Source organism: Pseudonocardia sp. ICBG1293 (assembly GCF_020131355.1).
GTDB lineage: Bacteria > Actinomycetota > Actinomycetes > Mycobacteriales > Pseudonocardiaceae > Pseudonocardia.
Window position 1 is genome coordinate 22,770 of the sequence record NZ_JAHLEL010000020.1, and the last position, 25,323, is coordinate 48,092.

General features: G+C 75.1%; 25 protein-coding genes. 11 read left to right on the forward strand and 14 right to left on the reverse strand.

Features of this window, described 5'->3' with window-relative positions; genetic code table 11:
- Positions 1 to 27 precede the first annotated feature (27 nt).
- From KPF47_RS11005 to KPF47_RS11015, 3 genes are read left to right on the forward strand one after another with little or no spacing between them, the layout of a single operon-like run.
- The gene (locus KPF47_RS11005) at positions 28 to 621 is read left to right on the forward strand and encodes an FABP family protein (RefSeq protein WP_224388864.1); all 594 of its coding nucleotides are present in this window, start codon (positions 28 to 30) and stop codon (positions 619 to 621) included.
- Positions 622 to 1,236: an allophanate hydrolase subunit 1 gene (locus KPF47_RS11010; protein ID WP_224388660.1), complete on the forward strand. Its 615-nt coding sequence runs from the start codon at positions 622 to 624 to the stop codon at positions 1,234 to 1,236. It abuts the gene before it with no gap.
- Positions 1,233 to 2,096 carry a biotin-dependent carboxyltransferase family protein gene (locus KPF47_RS11015; protein ID WP_224388662.1) on the forward strand — a complete coding sequence of 288 codons (864 nt, stop codon included), beginning with the start codon at positions 1,233 to 1,235 and terminating at the stop codon, positions 2,094 to 2,096. Before KPF47_RS11010 ends, KPF47_RS11015 begins: the two co-directional genes overlap by 4 nt.
- A gap of 3 nt (positions 2,097 to 2,099) precedes the next feature.
- Here the strand turns inward: KPF47_RS11015 and KPF47_RS11020 are convergent, their stop codons facing one another.
- Together KPF47_RS11020 and KPF47_RS11025 are read right to left on the reverse strand one after the other, a co-directional pair.
- A complete protein-coding gene (locus KPF47_RS11020) occupies positions 2,100 to 3,887 on the reverse strand; it encodes a hypothetical protein (RefSeq protein WP_224388664.1) in 1,788 nt (595 codons plus the stop codon).
- Positions 3,888 to 3,930: 43 nt separating this feature from the next.
- Positions 3,931 to 5,946, reverse strand: coding sequence for a V-type ATP synthase subunit E (locus KPF47_RS11025; protein WP_224388666.1), 2,016 nt, complete (start codon positions 5,944 to 5,946; stop codon positions 3,931 to 3,933).
- A 244-nt stretch (positions 5,947 to 6,190) separates the two neighbouring features.
- On the opposite strand from KPF47_RS11025, the gene KPF47_RS11030 reads away from it, so the two are divergent.
- The 4 genes from KPF47_RS11030 to KPF47_RS11045 all read left to right on the forward strand — a co-directional run bounded on the left by KPF47_RS11030 (position 6,191) and on the right by KPF47_RS11045 (position 9,150).
- Entirely contained in the window at positions 6,191 to 6,679 is a 489-nt protein-coding gene (locus KPF47_RS11030; protein WP_374108828.1) for a Fur family transcriptional regulator, read from the forward strand.
- Positions 6,676 to 7,791, forward strand: coding sequence for a folate-binding protein YgfZ (locus KPF47_RS11035; RefSeq protein ID WP_224388668.1), 1,116 nt, complete (start codon positions 6,676 to 6,678; stop codon positions 7,789 to 7,791). Before KPF47_RS11030 ends, KPF47_RS11035 begins: the two co-directional genes overlap by 4 nt.
- 219 nt (positions 7,792 to 8,010) lie before the next feature.
- A complete protein-coding gene (locus tag KPF47_RS11040; protein WP_224388670.1) occupies positions 8,011 to 8,214 on the forward strand; it encodes a DUF3073 domain-containing protein in 204 nt (67 codons plus the stop codon).
- Positions 8,215 to 8,406: 192 nt separating this feature from the next.
- On the forward strand, positions 8,407 to 9,150 hold the full coding sequence (locus tag KPF47_RS11045) for an NUDIX domain-containing protein (RefSeq protein ID WP_224388672.1): 744 nt from the start codon (positions 8,407 to 8,409) through the stop codon (positions 9,148 to 9,150).
- A 34-nt stretch (positions 9,151 to 9,184) separates the two neighbouring features.
- Here KPF47_RS11045 and purM read toward each other — a convergent pair whose 3' ends face one another.
- The 6 genes from purM to purS all read right to left on the reverse strand — a co-directional run bounded on the left by purM (position 9,185) and on the right by purS (position 15,733).
- On the reverse strand, positions 9,185 to 10,282 hold the full coding sequence (gene purM / locus KPF47_RS11050; protein ID WP_224388674.1) for a phosphoribosylformylglycinamidine cyclo-ligase: 1,098 nt from the start codon (positions 10,280 to 10,282) through the stop codon (positions 9,185 to 9,187).
- Between the two features lie 41 nt (positions 10,283 to 10,323).
- Positions 10,324 to 11,910, reverse strand: coding sequence for an amidophosphoribosyltransferase (gene purF / locus KPF47_RS11055; RefSeq protein ID WP_255659497.1), 1,587 nt, complete (start codon positions 11,908 to 11,910; stop codon positions 10,324 to 10,326).
- A 118-nt stretch (positions 11,911 to 12,028) separates the two neighbouring features.
- Positions 12,029 to 12,367, reverse strand: a complete 339-nt coding sequence (locus KPF47_RS11060) for a sterol carrier family protein (RefSeq protein ID WP_224388676.1) — start codon at positions 12,365 to 12,367, stop codon at positions 12,029 to 12,031.
- Positions 12,367 to 14,673 (reverse strand): phosphoribosylformylglycinamidine synthase subunit PurL, encoded by a 2,307-nt coding sequence (gene purL / locus KPF47_RS11065; RefSeq protein ID WP_224388678.1) that lies wholly within the window; start codon positions 14,671 to 14,673, stop codon positions 12,367 to 12,369. The genes KPF47_RS11060 and purL overlap by 1 nt, the downstream gene beginning before the upstream one ends.
- Before the next feature lie 155 nt (positions 14,674 to 14,828).
- Positions 14,829 to 15,503, reverse strand: coding sequence for a phosphoribosylformylglycinamidine synthase subunit PurQ (gene purQ / locus KPF47_RS11070; RefSeq protein WP_224388680.1), 675 nt, complete (start codon positions 15,501 to 15,503; stop codon positions 14,829 to 14,831).
- On the reverse strand, positions 15,500 to 15,733 hold the full coding sequence (gene purS, locus KPF47_RS11075) for a phosphoribosylformylglycinamidine synthase subunit PurS (protein WP_224388682.1): 234 nt from the start codon (positions 15,731 to 15,733) through the stop codon (positions 15,500 to 15,502). Before purS ends, purQ begins: the two co-directional genes overlap by 4 nt.
- 60 nt (positions 15,734 to 15,793) lie before the next feature.
- Between purS and KPF47_RS11080 the strand changes: the two genes are divergently transcribed.
- Genes KPF47_RS11080 through KPF47_RS11090 form a run of 3 tightly spaced genes read left to right on the forward strand, consistent with a single transcriptional unit; the run spans position 15,794 to position 17,843 of the window.
- Positions 15,794 to 16,798: an NAD-dependent epimerase/dehydratase family protein gene (locus tag KPF47_RS11080; RefSeq protein WP_224388684.1), complete on the forward strand. Its 1,005-nt coding sequence runs from the start codon at positions 15,794 to 15,796 to the stop codon at positions 16,796 to 16,798.
- Positions 16,799 to 16,839: 41 nt separating this feature from the next.
- A complete protein-coding gene (locus tag KPF47_RS11085; RefSeq protein WP_224388686.1) occupies positions 16,840 to 17,472 on the forward strand; it encodes an MBL fold metallo-hydrolase in 633 nt (210 codons plus the stop codon).
- The gene (locus tag KPF47_RS11090) at positions 17,472 to 17,843 is read left to right on the forward strand and encodes a VOC family protein (RefSeq protein WP_224388688.1); all 372 of its coding nucleotides are present in this window, start codon (positions 17,472 to 17,474) and stop codon (positions 17,841 to 17,843) included. The genes KPF47_RS11085 and KPF47_RS11090 overlap by 1 nt, the downstream gene beginning before the upstream one ends.
- A 77-nt stretch (positions 17,844 to 17,920) precedes the next feature.
- Here KPF47_RS11090 and KPF47_RS11095 read toward each other — a convergent pair whose 3' ends face one another.
- From KPF47_RS11095 to KPF47_RS11120, 6 genes are all read right to left on the reverse strand, one after another.
- Positions 17,921 to 18,679: a DUF2334 domain-containing protein gene (locus KPF47_RS11095; protein ID WP_224388690.1), complete on the reverse strand. Its 759-nt coding sequence runs from the start codon at positions 18,677 to 18,679 to the stop codon at positions 17,921 to 17,923.
- A gap of 75 nt (positions 18,680 to 18,754) precedes the next feature.
- The gene (locus KPF47_RS11100; protein ID WP_224388692.1) at positions 18,755 to 19,477 is read right to left on the reverse strand and encodes a GolD/DthD family dehydrogenase; all 723 of its coding nucleotides are present in this window, start codon (positions 19,475 to 19,477) and stop codon (positions 18,755 to 18,757) included.
- The gene (locus KPF47_RS11105; RefSeq protein ID WP_224388694.1) at positions 19,477 to 19,983 is read right to left on the reverse strand and encodes a ribose-5-phosphate isomerase; all 507 of its coding nucleotides are present in this window, start codon (positions 19,981 to 19,983) and stop codon (positions 19,477 to 19,479) included. Before KPF47_RS11105 ends, KPF47_RS11100 begins: the two co-directional genes overlap by 1 nt.
- Complete coding sequence (locus tag KPF47_RS11110; protein WP_224388696.1) at positions 19,980 to 21,701, reverse strand: dihydroxyacetone kinase family protein; 1,722 nt, start codon at positions 21,699 to 21,701, stop codon at positions 19,980 to 19,982. The genes KPF47_RS11105 and KPF47_RS11110 overlap by 4 nt, the downstream gene beginning before the upstream one ends.
- Positions 21,698 to 23,017, reverse strand: coding sequence for an RbtT/DalT/CsbX family MFS transporter (locus KPF47_RS11115; RefSeq protein ID WP_224388698.1), 1,320 nt, complete (start codon positions 23,015 to 23,017; stop codon positions 21,698 to 21,700). Before KPF47_RS11115 ends, KPF47_RS11110 begins: the two co-directional genes overlap by 4 nt.
- A gap of 8 nt (positions 23,018 to 23,025) precedes the next feature.
- Positions 23,026 to 24,117 carry an alcohol dehydrogenase catalytic domain-containing protein gene (locus KPF47_RS11120; RefSeq protein ID WP_075332873.1) on the reverse strand — a complete coding sequence of 364 codons (1,092 nt, stop codon included), beginning with the start codon at positions 24,115 to 24,117 and terminating at the stop codon, positions 23,026 to 23,028.
- 149 nt (positions 24,118 to 24,266) lie between these two features.
- On the opposite strand from KPF47_RS11120, the gene KPF47_RS11125 reads away from it, so the two are divergent.
- On the forward strand, positions 24,267 to 25,217 hold the full coding sequence (locus KPF47_RS11125; protein ID WP_224388700.1) for a sugar-binding transcriptional regulator: 951 nt from the start codon (positions 24,267 to 24,269) through the stop codon (positions 25,215 to 25,217).
- The last annotated feature ends 106 nt before the right edge of the window (positions 25,218 to 25,323 follow it).

Below are 25,323 nucleotides of genomic sequence, written 5' to 3' on the forward strand. Positions count from 1 at the left end.
GCCCCCGACGAGGAGCTGCAGACCACGATCACCGGTCCGGAGAACGCGGCTCCGGACTCCCCGCAGCGCAACCGGCCGCAGTGGCCCGACCTGCCCGTCGACGACGACACGGCCAACCTGCGTCAGGGCCCCGACCTCCACGAGGCCTGCCTGGGCCTGCTCCCGCTGGTCGGCACCTGGCGCGGCACCGGCGAGGTCGTCTACCCGACGATCGAGGGCCCGTTCCACTTCGGCCAGCAGATCACCTGGGCGCACGACGGGCGTCCGTTCCTGTCCTACGAGGCCCGCTCCTGGCTCCTCGACGACGACGGCGGGATCATCCGCCAGGCCGCCCGCGAGACCGGGTTCTGGCGGCCGCAGGACGACGGCTCGATCGAGGTCCTGATCGCCCACCACACCGGCATCGTCGAGGTCTACTACGGGCCGCGTGGCGACATGCGCTCCTGGCAGATCGAGACCGACGCCGTCGCCCGGACGCCCTCCGCGAAGGAGGTCACCGCGGCGAAACGGCTCTACGGCCTGGTCAACCAGGGCGATCTCGCCTACGTGGACGAGCGGGCGATGGTCGGCCAGCCGATGCAGCCGCACATCTCGGCCGTCCTGCACCGCGTGGTCGGCTAGGTGGTCGCAGTCCGGGTCCGCCCGTGCGGCGGGCACGCGGTGCTGCTGGAGGTCGACGACGCCGCCGGGGTGGCGGCCGTCGTCGCCGCCGTGCGGGACGCCGTGCTGCCCGAGGTGCGGGAGCTGGTCCCGGCCGCCCGGACCGTGCTCGTCGAGGTGGCGCCCGGGGCCGCGACCGAGCGGATCGTGCAGGTCGCGCGGGCCGCCGACACGGCCGCCGGGGAGGCGGGCACCGGCACCGTCCACACCCTGGGTGTGACCTACGACGGCGCGGACCTCGGCCTCGTGGCCGAGACCGCGGGGATCTCCGTCGACGAGGTGGTCGCGCTGCACAGCGGCGCGGAGTACCGGGTGGACTTCTGCGGCTTCGCGCCCGGGTTCGGGTATCTCTCCGGGCTGCCCGAGCCGCTGCGACAGCCACGCCTGGAGAGCTCACGGACCGCGGTGCCCGCCGGTTCGGTCGGGATCGCCGACGTCTACAGCTGCGTCTACCCACGCCGCTCCCCCGGCGGCTGGCGGCTGGTCGGACGCACCGACACCGTCCTGTTCGACCCGGCCGCCGACCCGCCCGCGCTGTTCACCCCGGGCGACCGCGTCCGGTTCGAGCCGCGATGAGCGCGCTGCTGGTGCTGCGGGCCGGTCCGCAGGCGCTGGTGACCGACCGGGGTCGTCCGGGACACGCGCACCTGGGGGTACCACCCTCGGGTGCGCTGGACCGGCCGGCGTACGAGCTGGGGAACCGCCTGGTCGGCAACGACGACGGCGCCGCCGGGCTGGAGCTGCTCGGTGGCGGGCTACGGGTGCGCGCCCGCGGGGACCGGACCGTCGCGGTGACCGGGGCGCCCGCACCGGTGCTCCTCGACGGCCGTCCGGCCGGATCGCACCGGGCGCTCCACCTGCCCGACGGAGCCGAGCTGGCCGTGGGGACGCCGCTCGGCGGGCTGCGGTGCTATCTCGCGGTCGCGGGCGGGCTGGACGTCACCGTCGCGCTGGGCAGCCGCAGCACCGACCTGCTGTCCGGACTCGGCCCCGACCCGGTCGCCGACGGCGACGAGCTGCCGGTCGGTCCGTGGTCCGGTCGCGTCCCGGTCGCCGGTCCGGTACCGGTGTCGCTGCCCGGTGCCGTGGTCCGGCTCCGGGTGCGACCCGGCCCGCGCGACGACTGGTTCACCGACCCGCACGGCGCCCTCTCCGATCCGCTGTGGACGGTGTCCGCCGACGGCAACCGGATCGGCGTCCGTCTCGACGGGCCACCCCCGCGGCGGCACCTGGAGCTCCGCGACCGGGAGCTGCCGAGCGAGGGGATGGTGACCGGGTCGGTGCAGGTCCCACCGGACGGGCCGCCGGTGGTGTTCCTCGCCGACCACCCGACGACCGGCGGCTACCCGGTGCTCGCCGCCGTCGAGCCCGCCGACCTGCCCCTGCTCGCCCAGGCCCCGCCGGGGACGGGCGTGCGGTTCACGATGCTGCGCTGAGGCTCAGCGCTCGGCGTCCTCGCCGTCGAGGATGCTCCGCACGTCGTCGACGGCGAGCCCGGACAGCCTGCCGATCTGCGCCGCGTCGAGCCCGCACTCGTGCAGGTGCCGGACGGCACCGGCCAGGTCGTCACGACGGCGACGCAGGACCTCGTCGAGCTCGGCGATCCGGTCGCGGGTGTCGTCCAGCCGCTCGGTCGCGTCGACCGCGCGGGCCGGGTCGGCGAGGAGCACCCCGAGCAGCCGGTCCTTGGCGTCGCCTGCCGTGGGCGTGCGGGCACCCACGGACGGGACGACGGCGAGCGGCAGCTCCTGCTGCAGGTCGTCGACGGCGTCGGACTGCGGCTCGACGACGGCGTCGGTGCCGCGCAGCCGGGCCCGCTGCACGGCGCGGGCGGCGAGAGCCTGCTGCACGGCCCGTGAGACCGGCTCCGGGGCCGTCCGGGGTGCGACCTCGGAGCCGGCGGGCGGTGTCGGCAGGGAGGGCGGGGTCGGTGCGGAGGGCGGGGGCGTCGTCGGGATCTCGGAGGTCGCGGGCAGGTCCTCGGCGGCCGGCTCGGCGCGCTCGGCCGACCAGGGCGGCAGCGGACCGGGCGTGGCGTCCTGGCGCGTCGGGCCCGGCCCGGTTGCGGGCCCGGTGGTGTCCGGGTGCTGCGCGGCGATGTCGGCCGGGTCGTCGACGATGCGCAGCCGTGCGACGGGCCACTCCGGCGCCTGCGGCGTGGAGGGGTCGCCGGGAACAGCCGCGGCGACGGCATCGGTCGCCGCCGAGGCATCGGTCGTGGCAGGGGTATCGGTCGTGGCAGGGGCACCGGTCGTCTCAGCGGCGCCGGTCGTGACGTCTCTCGCGGCGGCGGCACCGGCCACGGCGGCGGTCGCGGCAGCGGCACCGATCGTCGCGGCAGCGCCGCCCGAGGCAGCGGTGTCGCCGGAGGGTTCGGTGTCGCCGGAAGCAGCGGTGCCACCGGAAGCAGCGGCGCCGCCGGAGGGTGCGGCGCCGCCGGAGGGTGTGGTGTCCCCCACTGCGGCCGCGGCGTTCCCGGCAGCCGCGCCGCTCCGGTCCTCCGTGGTGCTCCCGGGAACCGCCTCGCCCGCAGCAGCCGTAGGAGCGGGCTCGTCCTCACGGGCGTCGACGGTGTCCGCCGGGGCGGTGGCACCGACCGGCCCCGCGGCACCGGTGGTGCCGTGGCGCCCGGTCTCCGCGGCCTCGTCGTCGGTGGTGGTGCGCCCGGCGTGCACGGCCGGGGCCCTGCGCAGCCCGGTCGACCGCAGGCGCGGGGTCGGCCGCGGCCGGGGCAGCGTCTCCGACGACGCGCCCGACGAGGGCGCCGCGGTGAGTGCGACGGCGGCCGTCGCCCCGGGGTCGCGCCCGCGGGCGAGGGTGGCCGCGTCGGGCTGCTCGTCGGCCGGGGCGAACAGGGCCTCCAGCGAACCCTCGTCGTCGTCGGGGGCGGCGTGCCGGCCCGCGCCGGAGGAGACGGCCGCTCCGGCGTACGCGGGCACGCGCGGCAGCGGGCCGGTGTCCGCGCCGCGCTCGGCGACCACGTCGGCGACGGTCCGTGCGCGGACCGGGGGCGGCGGGTCCGCCGGACCACCGGCCGCCTCACCGGTCCAGTCGGCATAGGACGGCTGCGGGTCCGCGGACGTGCGCGGGGGCTCGAGCGGCAGCGGCACGGGCGCGGGGGTGCGGCGCACGCGCCACACGCCCCAGAGGACCAGGACCACGAGCACGCCCGCGCCCAGCACCGCCACGAGGGGCAGGAGCGGGACCGTGAACGAGCCGAGCTGCATGGGCCCGGACCCTATTGGGGTCCCGGGCCCCGCGCGGGGAACCTCAGCTGCTGCGCGTCCCCGTCGAGGGCTGCGCTGCGCCGGTACGACCCTTGTCCCCGGTGGCCGGCGCGGAACCGTTGCGGGTCGCGCCGTTGCCCTTCTCGCCGCCCTGTGACGACGAGTCGGGCGTCGACGACGCACCGTTGCGACCGTTCTGACCGTGGCCGGCCTGGCCGGAGCCGTTGCGGGGCCCCTCCGGACCGGGACGGGCGGACTCGCGCCCGGCGGCCGGGTTCGCGGTCGTCGGGGGATCGGCGTCGGCCTTCGGGCTGTCGGCCGCGGCCCCCGTGTCCCCGGCGGCCGGCTTCTGCGAACCATCCGTTGAGGTGTCACCGGAACGGCGGACGGCGCCGACCGCGACCGTGCGCTCGGCGTCCCCGGCGGCCGACGGACGCCGGTCCTGACGCGGCACCGCGGACGTCTTCGGCTCCGGCTCGACCGGACGGGAGTCCGACGCGGGCCGGAACAGCTCGGCGGGCTCCGGCTCGTCCCCGGGCCGCACGGCGGTGGTCCGCTCGGCCCCACCCTGCTGCCCGGTCGGGGCCGGCGACGGGCGCGGGCCCGGAGCGGGACGCGGCCCCGGACGGGGACCTGCCGCCTTGTCGCCGTCGGCACCGCCGGGACGCGGGCCCGCGGGATCCTTCCGCGCGGGCTGGGGTGCGCCGGCGGGACGGTCGGACCCACCGGATCCGGGGGTGCCCGGTCCGGAGTCGGGCCGGGCCTTCGCACCGGAGTCCTGCCGCGCCGGGGCGGGACCCGGCTGCGGGCGCGCACCGGGCCGCGGAGCGGGTGCCGCATCGCCCGACGGCGACGCCTGGGCGGCCGGCGGCCGGACACCGTTCACCCCGACCCCCGGGGCCTGCGGACGGCCGTTCGGGGAGCCCTGCGGACGGCCCGCGACCGGGTCCTTCCGGCCGGGACGCTGCTCGGCACCCGGACGCTCCTCGGCCCCGGACCGGCTCCCCGGGCGTGGCGCGTCCGCGGCACCCGGGCGCGGCGCGTCCGGGCGTGGCCCGGGTCGCGCGGAGCGCTGGTCGGCGGAGTCGGGGCGCACCGGCCCCTGGTCGGGGCGGCCCGGGTCGGGACGGCCCTGGTCCGGTCGCCCGGACCGGGAGTCTCCCTGACCCGGGCGTGCGGAGGCGTCCGCACCCGTCCCGGCGGCGACCGCGGGCTGGGCACCGGCGGGCTGGGCAGCGGCGGGCTTGGCAGCGGCGGGCTGGGCGCCGGCGGGCTTGGCACCGGCGGGCTGGGCGCCGGCGCCGGACTGCGCGGCGGGCGCGACCCCGGCGCCCGGCTGACCGGCGGACGGGCTGGCACCCGGCTGGGCGGTGCCGGCCTGGGCCGCGCCCGGCTGGGAGCCGGCGGCGGGCTGGGCGGAGCGGTCCTCGGACGACGTGGACTCGCCGGACGGACCGCCCGGCTTCTGCCCCGGACCCGATGCCGGCCGGATCTCGTGGCGGGCCTTGTCCCCGGTGGCCGGGGCCTTCCCGACCTCGGCGCGCAGCTCGTCGCGGCGGCGGGTCAGCTCACCGACCTCGGTGCGGAGCTTGTCGCCCTGCTCGCGGGCGCGGTCGGCGTCGGCACGGGCGCGGTCCGCCTGCTTGCGGGCCTCGGTGACGACGCGCTCGGCGTCGGCCCGGGCCTTGCTGCGGATCTCCTCCGCCTCCTCCTCGGCCTTCTGCAGGATCGCCTGCATGCGGTCGGAGAAGTTGTCGACGGCACCGTGCCGGTCGGAGTCCGACGGCCCCGGTCCGGGACGCGGTCCCGGACGGGGTCCCGGGCGCGGCGGACCACCGTGCGGCGCACCGGCCGGACCGGCGGCGAACCCGCCGGGCGGCGGCACCGGCATGGGCGGCGGCATCGGCCGGCTGCGCAGTGCGTCGATGTCCGCGCGCATCCGGCCCATCAGCCGCTGCATCCCGACGATGTGCTCGTCCACCTGCCGACGGTCGTAGCCGCGGAGAACGACGTCGAACCGCGGGGAACCGCCCGGGCGGTCCGCCCCGTCTGCCGTCATCGCCTCTCCTCAGGTCGTCGACTCGGGTGCCCTCGGAGGGCACGTACGAGGCCGGCGGACCGATGGTTCGACCCGACCTCGCCGGTCAGGGTAGTCACGCCGACGGGGTCGCGGCGAACCACGCAGCGTGCAACGGTCGTCCGTCGGCGTGGCGGGCCTCGCGACGATCGATTCCGTGACACGATGAGCGGTCACCGTCCTCGGGGCCCGAGCCTACCGGGCCGTACCGAATACCATCGGCGGTGTGGACAGCACACTGAAGGGCACGTTGCACCGGCGCGGGCTCCGGATGACCCCTCAACGCCAGCTCGTGCTGGACGCGGTCCGGGAGCTGGGGCACGCGACACCCGAACAGGTGTGCAGCCGGGTCCAGGCGACGGCGCCGGCGGTGAACATCACGACGGTGTACCGGACGCTGGACCTGCTCGAGGAGCTCGGCGTCGTCCGGCACGCCCACCTCGGGCACGGGGCACCGACCTACTCCGAGCACCAGCACCGCCACGTGCACCTCGTCTGCCACCACTGCGGCCGTGTGGACGAGGCGCCGACCGAGCTGCTCTCCGATGTGGCGAGTCGCACGCTCGCCGACCTGGGTTTCCACCTGGACGCGACGCACGTGGCGCTGTCCGGCACGTGCGTCGACTGTGCGCACGACGACGACGAGGACTCCGCCGACGGGGCCCCCGAGCACGACGACACGGCGCCCCCGGCGGGCGCGGAGGGAGACCGGTGACCGTTCCCGGATCCGAGCAGACCCCCGACACCACCGACGACGGCACGCCCGACCCGGACGACGCCGTCGCCGCCCACCACGGCGACCCGCCCGCCGAACAGCGGGCGATGGCGCGCTCGGCCGCCGTCGTCGACCGGGGGCACCGCGAGGTGCTGGCGGTGACCGGGGAGGAGCGGCTGTCCTGGCTGCACCTGCTCCTCACCCAGCACATCAGCGAGCTGCCGCCCGACACCGGAACCGAGGCCCTGGTGCTCGACGCGCAGGGTCGGGTGCTGCACCACGTCGTCGTCGCGGCGGCGGGCGACACGGTCTGGCTCGACACCGAGCCCGGCGAGGGCGCTGCGCTGCTCGACTACCTGGCCAGGATGGTGTTCTGGTCGAAGGTCGAGCCGCGTGACGTCACCGCCGAGCTGGCGGTGCTGTCGGTGGTCGGCCCCGAGACGCCCGCCGTGCTCGCCGCGGCGGGGCTGCCGGTGCCCGATGCGCCGAACGGCGTCACGGCGCTGCCGGACGGCGGGTTCGTGCGGCGGAAGCCGTGGCCGGGCCGCGACGCCGCGGACGTCGTCGTCCCCCGCGGGACGCAGGACGCGCGCCGGGCCGACCTCGTCGCCGCCGGGGCCCGGGCCGCCGGGACGATCGCGTTCGAGGCGCTGCGTGTGGAGTCCCGTGCGCCGCGCCTGCACCGCGACACCGACGACCGCACCATCCCGCACGAGGTCGGCTGTATCGGCTCCGCGGTGCACCTCACCAAGGGCTGCTACCGGGGCCAGGAGACCGTCGCCCGGGTCGCGAACCTGGGGCGGCCGCCGCGTCGCACGGTGCTGCTGATGCTCGACGCGGGCGACGAGGACCTGCCCCGCACCGGCGACCCGGTGGTGCGCGAGGGCCGCACCGTCGGCCGGGTCGGGACGGTCGTCCAGCACCACGAGCTGGGTCCGGTGGCGCTCGCGCTGGTCAAACGGTCCGTCCCGGTGGACGCCGAGCTGACCGCGGGCGTCGAGAACCGGATCTCCCCGGCCACGATCGACCCGGACTCCTACGAGCCGGACCCGGACTCGCCGCCCCCGGGGCGCGCGGCCCGGGAACGGACGGGCGGCGCGCGCCGCGGGTGACCGCCGGCCGTCGCGCCCTCGCGCGGGCGGCCACCGGGCGGACACCCGGTGCCCCCGCGTCGGTCGCGTCCGGGTCCGCCTGTGACGACGGCGGTGCCGCGTCGCATGTTCCGGGGTGAGCAGGGTACGGTTGCTCTCACGACATTGATGAGACGAGAGGGGCCGCCGGGTCGTGCGCAATGACCGGCCGCCCCTTCCCTGTTGTAAGGGGGACCTGCCATGGGGCGTGGACGAGCCAAGGCCAAGCAGACGAAGGTGGCCCGTGAGCTCAAGTACAGCTCCCCTTCTATGGATCTCGACGCCTTGCAGCGGGAGATCGGTAGCGGGACGGCGGTGACTACCGACAGCCGTGAGGACGACTACGGCGAGTACGACGACCTCGCCGCCAAGTACAACGACGAGGACGACGACCCTCGCCGTTGACGGCCACTCCGGCGCCCGGCCCCGTTGCGACACGACGGCCCGGGCGCCGTGGCACGTACGGACCCGGTGAGCCCGCTCGCCGGACCGGTCGAACCGGACGGTTTCCCCTGGCCGGTCGGATAGGGCAAGATCATGACAGCCTCCTGTGCGAGGCTCGACCACCGATCCCGTCCCGTCCGAGGTGTTCAGCAGATGCGCGGCAACCTGTTCGCGGTCGCCGTGAACCTCGTCGTGCTCACCGTGCGGTCGGATCGTCTGCACGTGTTGCTGATCGAGCGGGGTGAGGCGCCCTTCCTCGGGGAGTGGGCACTCCCGGGCGGCTTCGTGCGCCCGGAGGAGGACCTCGCCCACACCGCGGGCCGCCGGCTGGGCGAGGAGACCGGGGCCGACACCGGCAGCGCCGTGTGCGGGCACCTGGAGCAGCTCGCGAGCTACGCCGCGCCCGACCGTGATCCCCGCGGCCGTGTCCTGTCCGTCGGCTACCTCGCGCTGCTGCCCGACATGCCGGAGCCGACACCGGGTGGCGGAGCCGTCGCGTCGGCATGGCGGCCCGTCGACGAGGTTCCCCCGCTGGCGTTCGACCACCGGCAGATCCTCGCCGACGGCGTGGAGCGGGCGAAGTCGAAGCTCGAGTACACGACGCTGGCCGCCTCGTTCTGCCCGGACGAGTTCACGGTGACCGATCTCCGCCGGGTCTACGAGGCCGTCTGGGAGACCAGACTGGACCCGCGCAACTTCCAACGCAAGGTGACCTCCACCGACGGCTTCCTCGTGCCGACGACGACACTGGTCACCGGTGGCCGCGGGCGTCCGCCGCGGCTGTTCCGCCGCGGCCCGGCGACGGCGCTGCACCCGCCGATGCTGCGCGAGTCGCACCGGGCCACGAACCGCAACTCCGTGCCGCACGAGGCGGAGCCGGGTCCCTCGTCCGGCTGAGGGCCGGGCGGCCGTGGGCCGGAACCGGCCCGGCTCAGAAGCGGGGGTGCTCCCCGCGCAGCTGCACCCGGGCACCGAGCTCGCCGGAGCCGGCGCCCTCGACCTCGCCGATCCGGCCGACCTCGCCCAGGATCCAGGCCGGGACGTGCCGGGCGGTCAGGACGGCGAGGGCGCGGTCGACGTCCTCGGGCGGCAGCACCGCGACCATCCCGACCCCCATGTTGAAGGTCTTCTCCATCTCCGCGCGCTCGACCCGGCCGCGGGACTGGATCAGCTTGAAGATCGGGGCCGGGGTCCAGGAGCCGCGCTCCACGGTGGCGGCGAGCCCGTCGGGCAGTACCCGCTCCAGGTTGCGGGCCAGCCCGCCGCCGGTGATGTGGGAGAAGGTCCGCACCCCGGTCTCGGCGGTGATCGCCAGGCAGTCCTTGGCGTAGATCCGGGTCGGGACGAGCAGCTCCTCGCCCAGGGAGTGGTCGAACTCCTCCAGCTCACCGGCCAGCGGCAGCCGGGCGATGTCCAGCAGCACGTGCCGGGCCAGGGAGTAGCCGTTGGAGTGCAGCCCGGACGAGCCGAGCGCGACCAGCACGTCGCCGGGGCGGACGCGCTCGGGCCGGAGCATCTTCTCGGCGTCGACCACACCCACACCGGTGGCGGAGAGGTCGTAGGCGCCCTCCTCCATCAGCCCGGGGTGCTCGGCGGTCTCGCCGCCGAGCAGCGCGCAGCCCGCGGTCCGGCAGCCCTCGGCGATGCCGCGGACGATCGTCGCGACCTGGTCGGGCACGATCTTGCCGATGGCGATGTAGTCCTGCAGGAACAGCGGCTCGGCCCCGCAGACGACGAGGTCGTCGACGACCATCGCGACCAGGTCCTGGCCGATCGTGTCGTGCTTGTCCATCGCCTGCGCGATCGCGACCTTGGTGCCGACGCCGTCGGTGGAGGCGGCCAGGACCGGCTCGGAGTACTTGCCGAACTTCGCCGCGAACAGCCCGGCGAAACCACCGATACCGCCGCGCACCTCGGGCCGGGTCGCCTTCTCGGCGAACGGACGGAAACGCTCGACCGCCTGCTCCCCCGCGTCGATGTCCACCCCCGCGGAGGCGTAGCTGGCGGGGCCGGGCTCGGTCGAGGGCATGCGTGGTCTCTCCAGGTCGCGACGGGGTCGTGGGGGTGACCCTAGGGGCGGGTCAGCGCTTCTCCGGCACCGTATCCGACGGACAGCGGGCCGGGATCGCCAGAGGCCGCGCCGGACGCCGTCGGCTCCGGGACGTCCTCCAGCAGGTGCTTGCCGAGCTGGGCCTCCTCCGGCAGCGGGATCGGGTACTCCCCGTCGAAGCAGGCGCAGCACAGTCGCGAGCGCGGCTGCTCGGAGGCGGCGACCATCTGCTCGACCGAGACGTAGCCGAGGCTGTCCGAGCCGATCGAGCGCCGGACGCCCTCGGTGTCGGCGCCGTTGGCGATCAGCTCGGCCCGGCTGGCGAAGTCGATGCCGTAGAAGCAGGGCCAGCGCACCGGCGGCGAGGCGATCCGGACGTGCACCTCGAGGGCGCCCGCCTCGCGCAGCATCCGCACCAGCGCGCGCTGGGTGTTGCCGCGGACGATCGAGTCGTCCACGACGACGAGCCGCTTGCCGCGGATGACGTTGCGCAGCGGGTTCAGCTTCAGCCGGATGCCGAGCTGGCGGATGGTCTGGCTGGGCTGGATGAAGGTGCGCCCGACGTAGGCGTTCTTGACCAGTCCCTGGCCGTAGGGGATGCCGGAGCCCTGGGCGTAGCCGATCGCGGCCGGGGTACCGGACTCCGGGACCGGGATGACCAGGTCCGCCTCGACCGGGTGCTCCTCGGCGAGGCGGCGACCGATCTCCACGCGGGTGTCGTAGACCGAGCGGCCGGCGATGGTGGTGTCCGGGCGCGCGAGGTAGACGTACTCGAACACGCAGCCCTTGGGCTCCGGGGCGGCGAAGCGCTGGCTCCGGATCCCGTCGGCGTCGATCGCGATGAGCTCGCCCGGCTCGACCTCCCGGACGAACGAGGCGCCGACGATGTCCAGGGCCGCCGTCTCCGACGCGACGACCCAGCCCCGCTCCAGCCGGCCCAGCACCAGCGGGCGGACGCCCTGCGGGTCACGGGCGGCGTAGAGGGTGTTCTCGTCGGCGAAGGTCAGCGAGAACGCGCCGCGCAGCCGCGGCAGCAACCGCATCGCGGCCTCGTAGACGCCGAGGTCCGCGGCACCGGCCGCGAGCAGCTCGGTGAGCAGGTCGGAGTCGGTGGTGGCGCGCAGCCCGGACCGCCGGCGGTTCTCCAGCCGGGCGACGTCCTCGCGCAGCTGGGCGGTGTTCACCAGGTTGCCGTTGTGCCCCAGCGCCAGGCCGGAACCGGTGGCGGTGGTGCGGAACGTCGGCTGGGCGTTCTCCCAGGTCGTCGCCCCGGTCGTCGAGTAGCGGCAGTGGCCGACCGCGAGGTGCCCGCGCAACGAGGACAGGGTCTGCTCGTCGAACACCTGGCTCACCAGGCCCAGGTCCTTGAACACCACGGTGCGGCGGCCGTCGGAGACGGCGATGCCGGCGGCCTCCTGGCCGCGGTGCTGCAGCGCGTAGAGGCCGTAGTAGGTCATCTTCGCGACGTCCTCGCCGGGAGCCCAGACGCCGAACACGCCGCACTCCTCGCGGGGGCCGGACTCGTCGGGCTCGGGGGCGGGCGGGGCGACGGGGGTGAGGGAGAGGGTTCGTTCAGGGCTGACGTGCTCGTTCCGGACGGAACTCAACGCGGCGCTCCTCGGCTGGCGGCGTACCGGGACCAGGGGACGACTGTACGCCCCGAGATCACGTATCCCCAGGTACGGGGACGGGAGTCACGTCGGGACGCCCACCGCGCCCGACCGGTCACGGCGTGCGCAGCGGGAGGAACGCGGCGATCTCCCCCGCTCGCGAGCCGGACGCCGAGACCCGACCGGCGGCGAGCGCGTCGTCCCAGCTCAGGCGGCCGACGGCGAGCGCGATCCAGGTCCGCGGGTCGGCCTCGACGACGTTCGGCGGGGTGCCGCGGGTGTGCCGCGGGCCCTCGACGCACTGCACCGCGCCGAACGGCGGGACCCGCACCTCGACGCTGCGCCCGGGCGCGCGCCGTGCCAGCTCCTCCAGCGAGGCCTTCACGGCATCCTTGCGGATCGCCCGCTCCGGCTCGACGCCGTCGTCGACCCAGGCCAGCAGGACGTCGGACATCAGACCGAGACGGCGCCGAACCGGGCCGGGAGCGTGCCCTCCCAGGCGGTCCGCAGCTCGTCGAGCTCCAGCACGCCGACGGCCTCGCCCAGGTCGAGCGTGTCGCCGCCGGTCTCACCGATCCGCAGCGCCGGCACGCCGGCCTCGGCGGCACGGGCCAGGAGGGCGTCGACACCGTCGGCGGGCACGGTGACCAGCACCCGCCCGGCGGACTCGGCGAACAGCGCGACGAAGGAGTCCTCGTGCACCCCGGCCAGGTCGACGCGAGCCCCCCGGCCCCCGGCGAGGGCCGCCTCGACCAGTCCCTGGGCCAGGCCGCCGTCGGACAGGTCGTGGCTGCCGGTCAGCGCCCGGTCGGCGGCCGCGGCGGCGAGCAGCTGCGCAAGCCGCCGTTCGTGCTCCAGGTCCACCGCGGGCGGCCGCCCGCCCAGGTGGCCGTGCACCTCGTGTGCCCACTCCGACCCGCCGAACTCGGCGGCGGTGCTGCCGAGCAGGACGACCGCGTCGCCGTCAGCGCCGGCGAATCCGGACCGGACCGCGGTGGTGACGTCGTCGATCACCCCGAGCACACCGACCACCGGGGTCGGCAGGATCGCCGTCGTCCCGGTCTGGTTGTAGAAGCTGACGTTGCCGCCGGTGACCGGGGTGCCCAGCACCGCGCAGCCGTCGGCCAGGCCCCGCACGGCCTGCTCGAACTGCCACATGACGTGCGGGTCCTCGGGTGAGCCGAAGTTCAGGCAGTCGGTGACGGCGAGCGGGACCGCACCGGAGGTCGCGACGTTGCGGTAGGCCTCGGCCAGCGCCAGCTGCGCGCCGGTGTACGGGTCGAGCGCGACGAAGCGGGCGTTGCAGTCGGTGGCGACGGCGACCCCGCGACCGGTCGACTCGTCGACCTGCACGACCCCGGAGTCGGCGCCGTGCGCGGCGACGGTGTTGCCGCGGACGTAGCGGTCGTACTGGTCGGTGACCCAGGAGCGGGACGCGAGGTTCGGCGCGGCGGCCATCCGCAGGATCTCCGCACGCAGCTCGGACGGGGTCTCCGGGCGGGGCAGTGCCTCCGGCGAGTCCGCGTTCAGCGCGTCCTGCTTCGCGGCGTCGCGGGCGACCGGCCGCTCGTAGACCGGGCCCTCGTGGGCGACGGTGCGCGGCGGCACGTCGACGACGGTCTCGCCCTGGGAGGTGATCACCAGACGGTCGCCGTCGGTGACCTCGCCGATCACGGTGGCGATGGTGTCCCACTTGCGGCAGACGGCGAGGAAGGCCTCGACGTTCTCCGGGGTCACGACCGCGCACATCCGCTCCTGGGACTCCGAGGAGAGGATCTCGGCGGCGGTCATCCCGGTGGCCCGCAGCGGGACGGCGTCGAGGTCGACGTGCATGCCGCCGTCACCGGCGGAGGCGAGCTCGGAGGTCGCGCAGGACAGCCCGGCGCCGCCGAGGTCCTGGATGCCGACGACCAGCCCGGCCGCGAACAGCTCCAGGCAGCACTCGATGAGGACCTTCTCGGTGAACGGGTCACCGACCTGGACGCTCGGGAGCTTCTTGCGCCCGGTGCCACCGCTGGAGGAGTCGAAGGTCTCCGACGCCAGCACGGACACGCCGCCGATGCCGTCGAGACCGGTCGTCGCGCCGAACAGGATGATCTTGTTGCCGGTGCCGGAGGCGAACGCGAGGTGCAGGTCCTCGGTCTTCAGCGCTCCCACGCACAGGGCGTTGACCAGCGGGTTGCCGGCGTAGGACGGGTCGAAGACGACCTCGCCCGCGACGTTCGGCAGCCCGAGACAGTTCCCGTAGCCGCCGACCCCGGCGACGATGCCGGGCAGGACCCGGCCGGTGTCGTCGGCGTCGAGCGGGCCGAACCGCAGCGGGTCGCCGACGGCGATCGGACGCGCACCCATCGCCATGATGTCGCGGACGATGCCGCCGACACCGGTCGCCGCGCCCTGGTAGGGCTCCACGTAGGACGGGTGGTTGTGCGACTCGACCTTGAAGGTGACCGCCCAGCCGTCGCCGACGGACACGACGCCCGCGTTCTCGCCGATGCCGGCGAGCATCGTCGAGCGCATCTGCTCGGTGGTGGTCTCCCCGAAGTAGCGCAGGTGGACCTTGGAGGACTTGTAGGAGCAGTGCTCGCTCCACATCACCGAGTACATCGCGAGCTCGGCGTCGGTGGGCCGACGGCCGAGGATCTCGCGGATGCGGGCGTACTCGTCGTCCTTGAGCCCCAGCTCCCGGAAGGGCTGCGGCTGCTCCGGAGTGGCCTCGGCGTGCTTGACGGAATCGACCGGCACCTGGGACTGCGTCACGGGGCCAGGGTAGACGGGCCGCCCCGGGCCGCGTCCCCGCACGGTGCCGGGGCCCACAGGCGGGGTTCCCCACAGCAGGTCACGGACCGGGGACGACGCCCGGCCCGGCCGGCGGTCCGCGGGGACCGCCGGCCGGGCCGGGCGTCGTGCGCGGGTCAGGCGGTGACCCGGGCGAGCACCGAGGTGAACAGGCCGAGACCGTCGGCCGACGGGCCGGTCAGCGCACTGGTCGCGTGCTCGGGGTGCGGCATGAGACCGACGACGTTCCCGGCCGCGTTGGTGACGCCGGCGATGCCGCGGGTCGAGCCGTTCGGGGCGGGGTCGCGGTAGCGGAACACCACGCGTCCCTCGCCCTCGAGCTCGTCGAGGGTCGCGGCGTCGGCGACGTAGCGGCCCTCCTGCGACTTGAGCGGGATCAGCAGCTCGTCGCCCGCGGCGTAGTCACGGGTCCAGGCCGTGCCGGCGTTCTCCACCGTGAGCACCAGGTCACGGCACAGGAAGTGCATCCCGGCGTTCGCGACCAGGGCGCCCGGGAGCAGGTGCGCCTCGCAGAGGATCTGGAAGCCGTTGCAGATGCCGAGCACCGGCAGGCCGCGCCCGGCGCCCTGCACGACCTCGGTCATGATCGGCGCCAGGCTCGCGATCGCGCCGGCGCGCAGGTAGTCGCCGTAGGAGAACCCGCCCGGCACGACGACGGCGTCCACGCCCTGCAGGTCGTGGTCGCCGTGCCACAGCGGGACGGCCTCGGCACCGGCGCGGCGCACCGCGCGGGCGGCGTCGACGTCGTCCAGGGTCCCCGGGAAGGTGATCACACCGACGCGGGTGCTCACAGCCGGGTCACCGTCCAGTCCTCGATCACCGGGTTCGCCAGCAGGGAGCCGGCGAGCCGGTGCAGGGTCTCGTCGTCGATGCCGTCCTCGACCTCGAGCTCGAAGTGCTTGCCCTGCCGCACCCCGCTCACGCCGGACACACCGATCCGGCCCAGCGCCCGGGTCACGGCCTGACCCTGCACGTCGAGGATCTCGGGCTTGGGCATCACGTCCACCACCACTCTGGCCACGGGGTCAGCCTACGGTGAACAGGGGCGACGGCTCGACGTGCGTGCCCTCACCATCGGTCCATGCGGATCCTCGTCCTGGGTGGCACGGTCTTCCTCTCCCGCGCGGTCGCCGCGGCCGCGCTCGCCGCGGGTCACTCGGTGACCTGCGTGTCCCGTGGTGTCTCCGGCCCGCCGCCGGACGGCGCGGAGGCGGTCACGGCGGACCGGTCCCGGCCCGGGGCACTGGCCGCGGCGCTGCACGGGCGCACGTCCGACGCCGTCGTGGACGTCGCGACGATGTCGGCACCGTGGGTCCGCGACGCCCTCGACGCGCTGCACGGCCGGTTCGGGCACTGGACCTTCGTCTCCTCGATCAACGCCTACGCCGATCCGTCGCTGCGCGGCGGGACCGTGACGCAGCCGACCCTGGCACCGCGGCACGACCAGCCCGACCAGGACCTCGCGAAGCGGGACCCGGACGCCTACGGCGGCGCGAAGGTCGCGAGCGAGCAGGCGGTGCGCGAGCAGGCGGGCGACCGGGCGCACGTGGTGCGCGGCGGGCTGATGTGCGGGCACGGCGACCTGTCCGACCGCTACGGCTACTGGGCGGACCGGTTCGCCCGCGGCGGCCGGGTGGTCGTCCCGGACGTGCCCGCCCAGCCGATGCAGCTCGTCGACGTCGACGACCTCGCCGCCTGGATCGTGGCCCGCGCCGCCGACGGCACCACCGGCACCCACGACGGCGTGGGCCCGCGGTCCACCCTGGACCGGGTGCTCACCGGGACCGCCGAGGCCGTGGGCGCCGACGACCTGGAGCTCGTCCGGGTCCCGGAACGGACGCTGGCCGAGCAGGACGTGGCGTTCTGGGCCGGTCCGCGGTCACTGCCGCTGTGGCTGCCGGAGACCCTCTGGGGCATGGTCGACCGGGACGTCACCACGACCTCCGCCGCCGGTCCGGCGACCCGCCCGCTCGCCGACACCGCCCGCGCCGCGCTGGCGTGGGAGCGCGGGCTCGGCGCCGGCCGGGAGCGCCGGGCCGGACTCACCGACGCCGAGGAGCGGGCCGTGCTGCGGGCGCTCGGCTGAGCCGGGACGCCCGCCACCCCCCGACCGGGCATGCTGGTCCCATGCACCTGACGCACTACGGCCACGCCTGCGTCCTGGTCGACACCGGGTCGGCCCGGCTCCTGTTCGACCCGGGCGCGTTCTCGACCGGCTTCGAGACCCTGGACGGTCTGGACGCGATCCTGGTCACCCATCAGCACTTCGACCACGTCGACGCCGACGCGCTGCGCACGCTGCTGCGCGCCAACCCCGACGCCGCCCTGGTCACCGACGGCCAGACCGCCGATCAGCTCGACGGCATCGACGCCCGCACCGCCGCCCCGGGCGACGTACTGACGCTCGGTGGCGCCGAGGTGACCGTCGTCGGCTCCGGGGACCATGCCCAGATCCACCCGGACGTCCCGCTGGTGGCGAACAACGGCTACCTCGTCGACGGCGCGATGCTGCACCCCGGCGACGCCTACGTGCCCCCGGGGGTCGCCGAGCTCGCGACGCTGCTGTTCCCCACCGGCGCCCCCTGGCTGAAGGTCTCCGAGGCCGTGGACTACCTGCGCTCGGTCGCCCCGCGGACGGTGGTCCCGATCCACGAGGGCACCCTCGCCGACCCGGCCCTGCACTACCGGTTCTTCGACAACCTGGGTCCCGACGCCACCACCCTCCTGGTCCCGGACCGGGAGACGGCGGTCGAGGTCTGATGGCGCTGCAGTGGGAGCAGGTCGTCGTCGACGCCCGGGACCCGGTCCGGCTCGGCCGCTGGTGGGCCGAGGCCCTGGACTGGACGGTGGTGAACGCCTCGGCGTCGGAGTTCGAGATCCAGCCGGCCGAGGACGTCACCCCCGGGCTGATCTTCGTCCCGGTCGCGGAGGGCAAGCGGACCAAGAACCGTCTGCACATCGACCTGCGACCCGACGGGGTGCGTGACTCCGAGGTCGCCCGGCTGCTGATGCTGGGCGCCACCCGGGTGGACGTGGGCCAGCGCCGGGCACCGGCCGACGAGGTCTCCTGGACGGTGCTCACCGACCCCGAGGGCAACGAGTTCTGCGTGCTCGGCGAGCGGCGGCACTGACGTCCGTCCACAGGTGGCTCCGGTTGTCCACAGGCGAACACACACTGTGGACAACCGGGCCGGTCGCCGGGGAGCTCCTAGGCGGCCGGGGCCGCGGCGGGGAACAGCGTGCGGTGCACGGCGCCGACGGAGCCCGCCGCGCGCACGGCGTCGACGGCGTCCAGCGCGATCGCGACCCGGTGCTCGCGGCGCAGGTCCTTGGCCCGCAGTGCGAGCCGGACGAGCCCACCGCGCTCGGCGGTCCGCAGGGCCTGCTGCTCCAGTGCCCGCCCGCGCCGGCGCTCCCCCGCGCGCCGCTCCCCCCGCCAGGGCTCGGACGCGCGGAAGGTCAGGACCCGCGAGCGCAGCACCGGACCACCGGTCGCGCGGACGGTCGTCTCGTCGGCGCAGAGGCCGAACCCGAGGTCGGCGAGCGCGTCGCGGGTGCCGTCGGAGGCGACCCAGCCGGGCGGGGCGAACCCCCCGGTCGACAGCCCGGTCGCGAGCAGGATCCGCCGGGCGCCGGTCAGCCGCAGGCCGGCCTCGTGCCGGGGCAGCGCACCGAACTCGGTGCGGCGCCCGATCCGCGGCACGGAGCCGTTCTGCCAGGCCCCGACCGGGTCACCGGTGTGGTCGAAGCCGTGCAGCAGCAGGTCGTCCCCGGCGCGCACGCGGCCGGCGATCCAGCGGACGAGGTCGTCGCCACGGCGCAGCGGACCGTCGGGCCCCTTGGGCTGCACCAGGTGGGTCAGCGGCACGCCCCGCCGGTCGAGCTCCGCGGCGAACGCGGCGGCGCGGGCGCGGTCGGCGTCGTCGGCGTCGGTCAGGCCGGACAACGACACCAGCAGCGTGCTCATGCCGCCATCCGACCCGACCGAGGTGAACCCCGCGTGGAGTCGCCGGATCGCGCGGACGACGATCGCCGGGCGTTCTCAGCGGGCGGTGAACCCGCCGTCCACCCGCAGCTCGGCGCCGTTGACCATCGCGGCCTCGGCCGAGGCCAGGTACACCACGGCCGCGGCGATCTCCGGCGGCTCGGCGAACCGCCGCGCCGGGATCTCGGCGCGGTGCGCCTCCCCGGCCGGGTTGTCCCACGCCGCGCGGCCCAGGTCGGTGAGCACCACCGTCGGCGACACCGCGTTCACCGTCACCCCGTGCGGGCCCCACTCGACGGCCAGGGTGCGGGTGAGCCCGTTGATCCCGGCCTTGGACGCGCAGTAGGCGGCGTGCTGCTCCAGCCCGCTGCTCGCCGCCTGCGAGGCGAGGTTGACGATCCGCCCGTACCCGCGCTCCACCATGACCCGGCCCGCGGCCCGCGCCATCAGCCAGGACCCGGTGAGGTTGACGTCCAGGGTGCGGCGCCAGTCCTCGACCGACAGCTCCAGGGCGGGGGCCAGCAGCGCGATCCCGGCCGAGTTGACCAGCACGTCGACCCGGCCGTGCCGGGCGAGGACCTCCTCGACACAGGCCGCCGCGGCGTCGGGGTCCGCGACGTCGACGACGTGCGCCGACGCGCAGACCTCCGGGACGCCGGCGGTGCGCAGGTCCGCGGCCGCGACCACCGCGCCCTGCCCGGCGAGTGCCCGGGCCACCTCGGCGCCGATCCCGGACGCGGCCCCGGTGACCAGGGCGACCGAACCGGTGAGGTCGAACATCAGCAGTCCGTCCCGACGGTCTCCGCCTCGGCGAGGCGCTCGCCGTCGCGCCGGTCGTAGGAGTCGAGCGCGGCGACCTTCTCCGCCGACGCGCTGCCGGGGTCGAACCGGTGGTCCAGCCAGCCGGCGACCAGCGTGCGGGCCAGCTCGATCCCGACCACGCGCTGGCCCATGCACAGCACCTGCGCGTTGTTGGACTTCACCGAGCGCTCGACGGAGAACGGGTCGTGCGCGGTGACCGCGCGGATGCCGGGCACCTTGTTCGCCGAGATGGCCACGCCGAGCCCGGTGCCGCAGATCAGCAGGGCACGGTCGGCCCCGCCGTCGGCGACCGTGCGGGCGGCGGCGACGCCGATGTGCGGGTAGGCGGTGTGCCCGTCCGCGGCGACGCCGACGTCGATCACCTCGGCGACGCGGTCGTCGGCCTCCAGGTCGGCCTTGAGGGTCTCCTTGTAGTCGTAGCCGGCGTCGTCGGCGCCCACCACGATGCGCAGCTTCTCGCTCACGTCTGCTCCTCCTGCGACGTCAGGACGTCGGCGACGGCCGTGACGATCAGGCCGAGGCTGGTCGCCCCGGCGTCGGGTGTGCCCACGCTCTTCTCGGCCAGCGGGCGAGCCCGTCCGATCCGTGGCCGCAGGTCGGCGGTCGCGGCGGCGGCGCCGGTCGCGGCGGCAGCCGTCCACGCGCCGGCCAGGCCCTCGCCGGCACCGACCCGGCGCTCCAGCTCGTCGACGAAGGGCAGCAGCGCGTCGAGCAGGGTCTTGTCCCCCGCCTGCGCCCCGCCCAGCTGCTGGATCGTCGTCGCGAACTCCCGGGTCCCGGCGACGACGGTCGCGGCCGGGTAGCCGTCGGCGGTGTCGCCGAGGTGCCGCCCGAACGCCTCGAGCGCGGCACCCCACAACACCCCCGAGGTGCCGCCGGCGCGCTCGGCCCAGGCCTGTCCCGCCTGCTGCAGCGCCCAGCCGCCGCCGACGTCGTCGCCGAGCTCGCCGACCCGGGCGGTGGCGGCGGTGATGCCCTTGAGCATGCCGCGGCCGTGATCACCGTCGCCCGCGACGGCGTCGATGCGGCCGAGTTCGTGCTCGTGGGAGCGGATCGTCGACTCCACCGCCGCCAGGGCGGTGCGCACGGTGCCGGCGAGCCCGCGGGCCGCCCCGCTCGCGGCGGGTGCGGTGACGACGGCGTCGGCCTCGGCGAGCTCGTCGGCGGTCGGCTCGCGCAGCGCCGCGACCGGGGCCGCGGACTTGCGGTAGGCGGGGGTGTAGGCGTCCGCCCGCCAGAGCGGCTCCAGCTCGTCGTCGAGCCACATCAGGGTGAGCGAGCAGCCGCCCATGTCGAGGCTGGTCACGAGTTCGCCGACCTCCGGGTCGACGATCGCGTACCCGGCGTCGCGCAGCCGCGGCGCGACGTGGCGCCACAGCAGGAACAGCTCCTCGTACTTGGTGGTGCCCAGCCCGTTGAGGATCGCCCCGACCCGGCCGGGCGCTCCCGCGGGCGCGTGCTTCAGCACGTCGTCGACCAGCAGCTCCGCCAGCTCGCGGGCGGGCAGCATCGGGACGTCGCGGATGCCGGGCTCACCGTGGATGCCCAGGCCGAGACCGAGGTGACCGTCCGGGACGGTGAACAGCGGCTCGTCCTCGCCGGGCATCGTGCAGCCCGAGAACGCGACGCCGAGCGTGCGGGTCGCGGCGTTCGCCCGGTTCCCGATGCGCTCGACCTCGTCGAGGTCGGCACCGCGTGCGGCGGCCGCGCCCATCGCCTTGAACACGGTGAAGTCGCCCGCGATCCCGCGGCGGCGCGACGGTTCGTCGGCGGAGGCGACGTCGTCGGTGACCACGACGACGCGGGTGTCGATCCCCTCGGCGCGCAGCCGGTCGGCGGCGATCCCGAAGTTGATCGTGTCACCGGCGTAGTTGCCGAAGCTGAAGACCACGCCGCGGCCCTGGTCGGCGGCCTTCGCGACCGAGTAGGCCTGGGCCGCCGACGGCGAGGTGAAGATGTTGCCGACGACGGCGCCGTGTGCCATCCCCGGCCCGACCGTCCCGCAGAACGCCGGGTAGTGGCCGGAGCCGCCCCCGATGACGACGGCGACCTGCGGGCCGCCGTCGCCACGGTGGGCGACCACACCGCCGTGCACCCCTCGGACACGGTCGGCGTAGAGGTCGAGGAAGCCGGCCAACTGGTCGTCGGCGAACGTGGCGGGGTCGTCGTGGATCCTGGTCACGAGGTCTCCTTCACGGGGGTCGCGACGGCGGCGCGCGGCTCGGGTGCGTCCTGCGGCACGTTCAGGAACGAGACCATCACGAAGGCCGCGGCGTAGAGGGCGACGAAGGCCCACACGACGCCGACGTTGCCGGTGCCGAGCGCCAGCATCAGGGCGACGACACCCGAACCGAGGAAGGCCGCACCACCGGCGGCGGTGGTGTACATGGCCATCGCGGCGCCCTGGTGGTCGGGGGCGAGCGCGGGCATGATCGCGCCCATCGGGACGAACCCGGCGAGCAGGCAGCCGAAGACGCAGCCCGCGGCGACCGAGACCCAGAATCCCCAGGTCGATCCGGCCGGGACCAGCTGCGGCACGTACCACCAGAGCAGCAGGCCGACCGCGGAGCCGAACACGCCGAACCACTGCACGGTGCGACGCCAGCCCCACCGGTCGCCGACGGCCCCGAACACCGCGTTGACCAGGATGTTCGTCGCGTAGACGAACACGGTCATGGTCAGCCAGCGGCTCTGGCCCCAGCCGAGGTCCACCGCGATGACCGTCGGCAGGATGATGAACATGCCGTACTGCGGCGCGGTGTTGATCAGCCGCACCAGGAAACCCATGAGGATCTTCGGGTTGGCCGCGGTCAGCCGCAGCCCGGCGGTCAGCACCTGGCCGGTGGTCTCCCCCGCCGGCGCCAGCCGCTGCGTGGCGTGCGGCTCGTGCACCCCGAAGCGGGCGATCAGGTACCCGGCGACCACGAGCGCGGTCGAGCCGACCATCGCGGCGGTCTCGCCGCCGGTGCTCCCGCCGAAGGCCGGGATCATGCCGAGTGCGAAGAGCGAGCCCAGCGTGGGCAGGCCGCCGGTGAACATGACGTAGAACCAGCCGACGGCGACGCCGTTGCGCGAGTAGGGCGTGACGACGTTGATCCACACCAGGAAGGCGAACGCGAACAGTGGGTAGCCGAAGCCGCGCAGGAAGTAGGTGGCGGCGACCAGCGGGAGGCTGCCGATCTGCAGGCTCAGCAGGAACAGCACCTCGAACACGACCCAGACGGCGACACCGAGGGTCATGACGCGGCGCGGCCCCCACAGGTCGGCGAGCGCTCCGGAGAGGTAGCTGGCGACGAGCACGGCCAGGCTGTAGCCGGTGATGATCGTCGCGACGGTGGCCTCGGGCGAGCCGAGCACCGCCTCGATGTGCGGGGAGATGAAGTTGGACTCGGTCCCGTTGCCGGTCATGAAGACCAGCACGCCGAGGAAGCCCCAGCGCAGGCTGTGCGGGATGCCGATGCGGTCGAGGAAGGTCTCGCGCGGTGTCGTCGTCGACATGGCGGCCCTCACGCGTTCGGGAGGATCGAGACCTTCACCGACGCACCGGAGGTGTCGCCGACCAGGTCGAGGGCCTTCTGGAACTCCGCGAGCGGCACCTGGTGGGTGCAGATGTCGGCGATCGGGAGCTTGCCGTCCTCCAGCATCTTGATCGCGGCGGGCCAGCAGTGCGGGCCGAGGTGGGCGCCGCGGACGTCGAGCTCCTTGTCGTCGGAGATGATCGACCAGTCCACGGTGACCTCGGAGCCGAACACCGAGTACTCGACGTAGGTGCCGAGCTTGCGCAGCAGGTTCAGCCCCTGCGCGACGGCCGGGACGGCGCCCGAGCCCTCCAGGTAGACGTCGGCGCCGTAGCCGTCGGTGAGCTCCTTGACCCGGGCGACCGCGTCCTCGCGGGAGATGTTGATCGTGAGATCGGCACCGGTGCGGCGGCCGAGCTCCAGCTTCTCGTCGTCGAGGTCGAGGGCGATCAGCAGGCGCGGGTTCTTCGCGCGGGCGCCGGCGATCAGGCCGAGGCCGATCGGACCGCACCCGGCGACGACCACCACGTCGTCGAAGGAGATCGTGGCGCGCTCGACGGCGTGCAGCGCGCAGGACAGCGGCTCGGCGAACGCGGCGTGCTGGGGCTCCAGGTCCGGCGAGACCCGGTGCACCCTGGCGCGGGTCGGGACCAGCATGTACTGGGCCATGGCGCCGTCGAAGTTGCGGAAGCCGAACATGTCGTGCGGGCCGCACATCCAGTACTGGCCGCGCAGGCAGTAGCGGCACTGCTCGCAGGGGACGATCTGCTCGCAGGCGACGCGGTCGCCGACGGACACGCCGTGCAGGGCGAGGCCCTCGTCGTCGCCGGCGACGATCCGGCCGACGAACTCGTGGCCCGGGGTCACGCCGGTCTGGGCCCAGGCGGGGCGGTTCTCGTCGCCCCAGAACTTCGCGGCGCCGTGGTAGCACTTCAGGTCGCTCGCGCACACGCCGACGGCCTCGACCTGCATGAGCAGCTCACCGGCCCCGGGCTTCGGGACGTCCACCTCCTCGAGGCGGTAGTCCTCGGGGCCGTGCACGACGACCGCCTGCATCCGGGTGGGGATGTTCTCTGCCACGGCGAAACCTCCGTTGGTGCCATGCGGGCTACTGCATGCGTCTGGCCGTGAGCATGCGTTCTCCCGTGAACATCCGTCAACACATCGGTTCCGACTTGAACAAACGTGCAGTAGGGTTCGATCGGAGCGACCCACGGAGAGGGACGGTGATGGCGCCGCACGACTTCTCCCGGCGCGACCTGGGGCTGATGCACCGGGCCGCACGGCTCTACTACGTCGAGGAGCTCAACCAGGCCGCGATCGCCGACCGGCTCACGGTGTCGCGCCCGACCGTGTCCCGGCTGCTCGCCGAGGCCCGCCGGGTCGGGATCGTGCAGATCACCGTGCACGATCCGGAGACGCTGCGGACCGGCGGCGACGACGCGGCCCGGCTCGCCGCCGCGCTCGGGCTGGACCGGGTGTGGCTGGCCCCGCGGACCGCGACCGACCTCGGCGCGTCGCTCGCCGAGCCGGTCGGCGACGCGCTGCGCGAGGCCGGACTGCGCGCGGGCGAGGTCCTGCTCGTCTCCTCGGGGCGCACCGTGTGGGAGCTCAGCCACACCGCGCTGCCCGCGCTGGCCGGTTGCGAGATCGTGCCGACCGTCGGCGGGGTCGCCGAGCCCGAGGCGTGGCACCAGACCAACGAGATCGTCCGGTCGGTCGCCGAACGCGGACACGGGCGCCCGCACTTCCTGTTCACCCAGGCCATGCCGTCGCCGGCGATGAGCCGCACGCTCGCCGAGGACCCGGAGTTCCGGCGGGTCACCGGGTTCTGGACGCGCGCCCAGGCCGCCCTGGTCGGCGTCGGCGCCCCGCCCGCGGGCCGCGCGTCGATCTCGACCTCGGTCCCGCTCGACGACGAGGGCCTGCAGGACGGGGTCGGCGACGTCTGCCTGAACTTCTACCGCGCCGACGGCCGCCCGATCGCGTTCCCGGGCAGCGACCGGATGGTGCGGATCTCCCCGGAGCAACTGCGCCGGGTACCCCGCACGATCGCCGTCGCCATCGGGGAGGAGAAGGTGCCGAGCATCGTCGGCGGCGCCCGGGCGGGCCTGTTCAACCGCCTGGTCACCGACGCCCCGACCGCCCAGGCCCTGCTCGACGCCCTCGGCGCCGTCTGACCGACCGACGACGTCGGACCGCGGGGTCCTGGTCCGTCGTACCCGCCGCCCGCTGCGGCGCCGTCGGACCGAGTTGCCGCCCTTCCGTCGATCTGCTCACCCGGTG

Bases quoted from the DNA above. Each gene is read 5' to 3' on its own strand.
- KPF47_RS11015 (WP_224388662.1), top strand. From the start codon at position 1,233: ATGAGCGCGCTGCTGGTGCTGCGGGCCGGTCCGCAGGCGCTGGTGACC.
- KPF47_RS11020 (WP_224388664.1), bottom strand. From the start codon at position 3,887: ATGCAGCTCGGCTCGTTCACGGTCCCGCTCCTGCCCCTCGTGGCGGTG.
- KPF47_RS11025 (WP_224388666.1), bottom strand. From the start codon at position 5,946: ATGACGGCAGACGGGGCGGACCGCCCGGGCGGTTCCCCGCGGTTCGAC.
- KPF47_RS11040 (WP_224388670.1), top strand. From the start codon at position 8,011: ATGGGGCGTGGACGAGCCAAGGCCAAGCAGACGAAGGTGGCCCGTGAG.
- KPF47_RS11045 (WP_224388672.1), top strand. From the start codon at position 8,407: ATGCGCGGCAACCTGTTCGCGGTCGCCGTGAACCTCGTCGTGCTCACC.
- purM (WP_224388674.1), bottom strand. From the start codon at position 10,282: ATGCCCTCGACCGAGCCCGGCCCCGCCAGCTACGCCTCCGCGGGGGTG.
- KPF47_RS11060 (WP_224388676.1), bottom strand. From the start codon at position 12,367: ATGTCCGACGTCCTGCTGGCCTGGGTCGACGACGGCGTCGAGCCGGAG.
- KPF47_RS11080 (WP_224388684.1), top strand. From the start codon at position 15,794: ATGCGGATCCTCGTCCTGGGTGGCACGGTCTTCCTCTCCCGCGCGGTC.
- KPF47_RS11085 (WP_224388686.1), top strand. From the start codon at position 16,840: ATGCACCTGACGCACTACGGCCACGCCTGCGTCCTGGTCGACACCGGG.
- KPF47_RS11090 (WP_224388688.1), top strand. From the start codon at position 17,472: ATGGCGCTGCAGTGGGAGCAGGTCGTCGTCGACGCCCGGGACCCGGTC.
- KPF47_RS11095 (WP_224388690.1), bottom strand. From the start codon at position 18,679: ATGAGCACGCTGCTGGTGTCGTTGTCCGGCCTGACCGACGCCGACGAC.
- KPF47_RS11100 (WP_224388692.1), bottom strand. From the start codon at position 19,477: ATGTTCGACCTCACCGGTTCGGTCGCCCTGGTCACCGGGGCCGCGTCC.
- KPF47_RS11115 (WP_224388698.1), bottom strand. From the start codon at position 23,017: ATGTCGACGACGACACCGCGCGAGACCTTCCTCGACCGCATCGGCATC.
- KPF47_RS11125 (WP_224388700.1), top strand. From the start codon at position 24,267: ATGGCGCCGCACGACTTCTCCCGGCGCGACCTGGGGCTGATGCACCGG.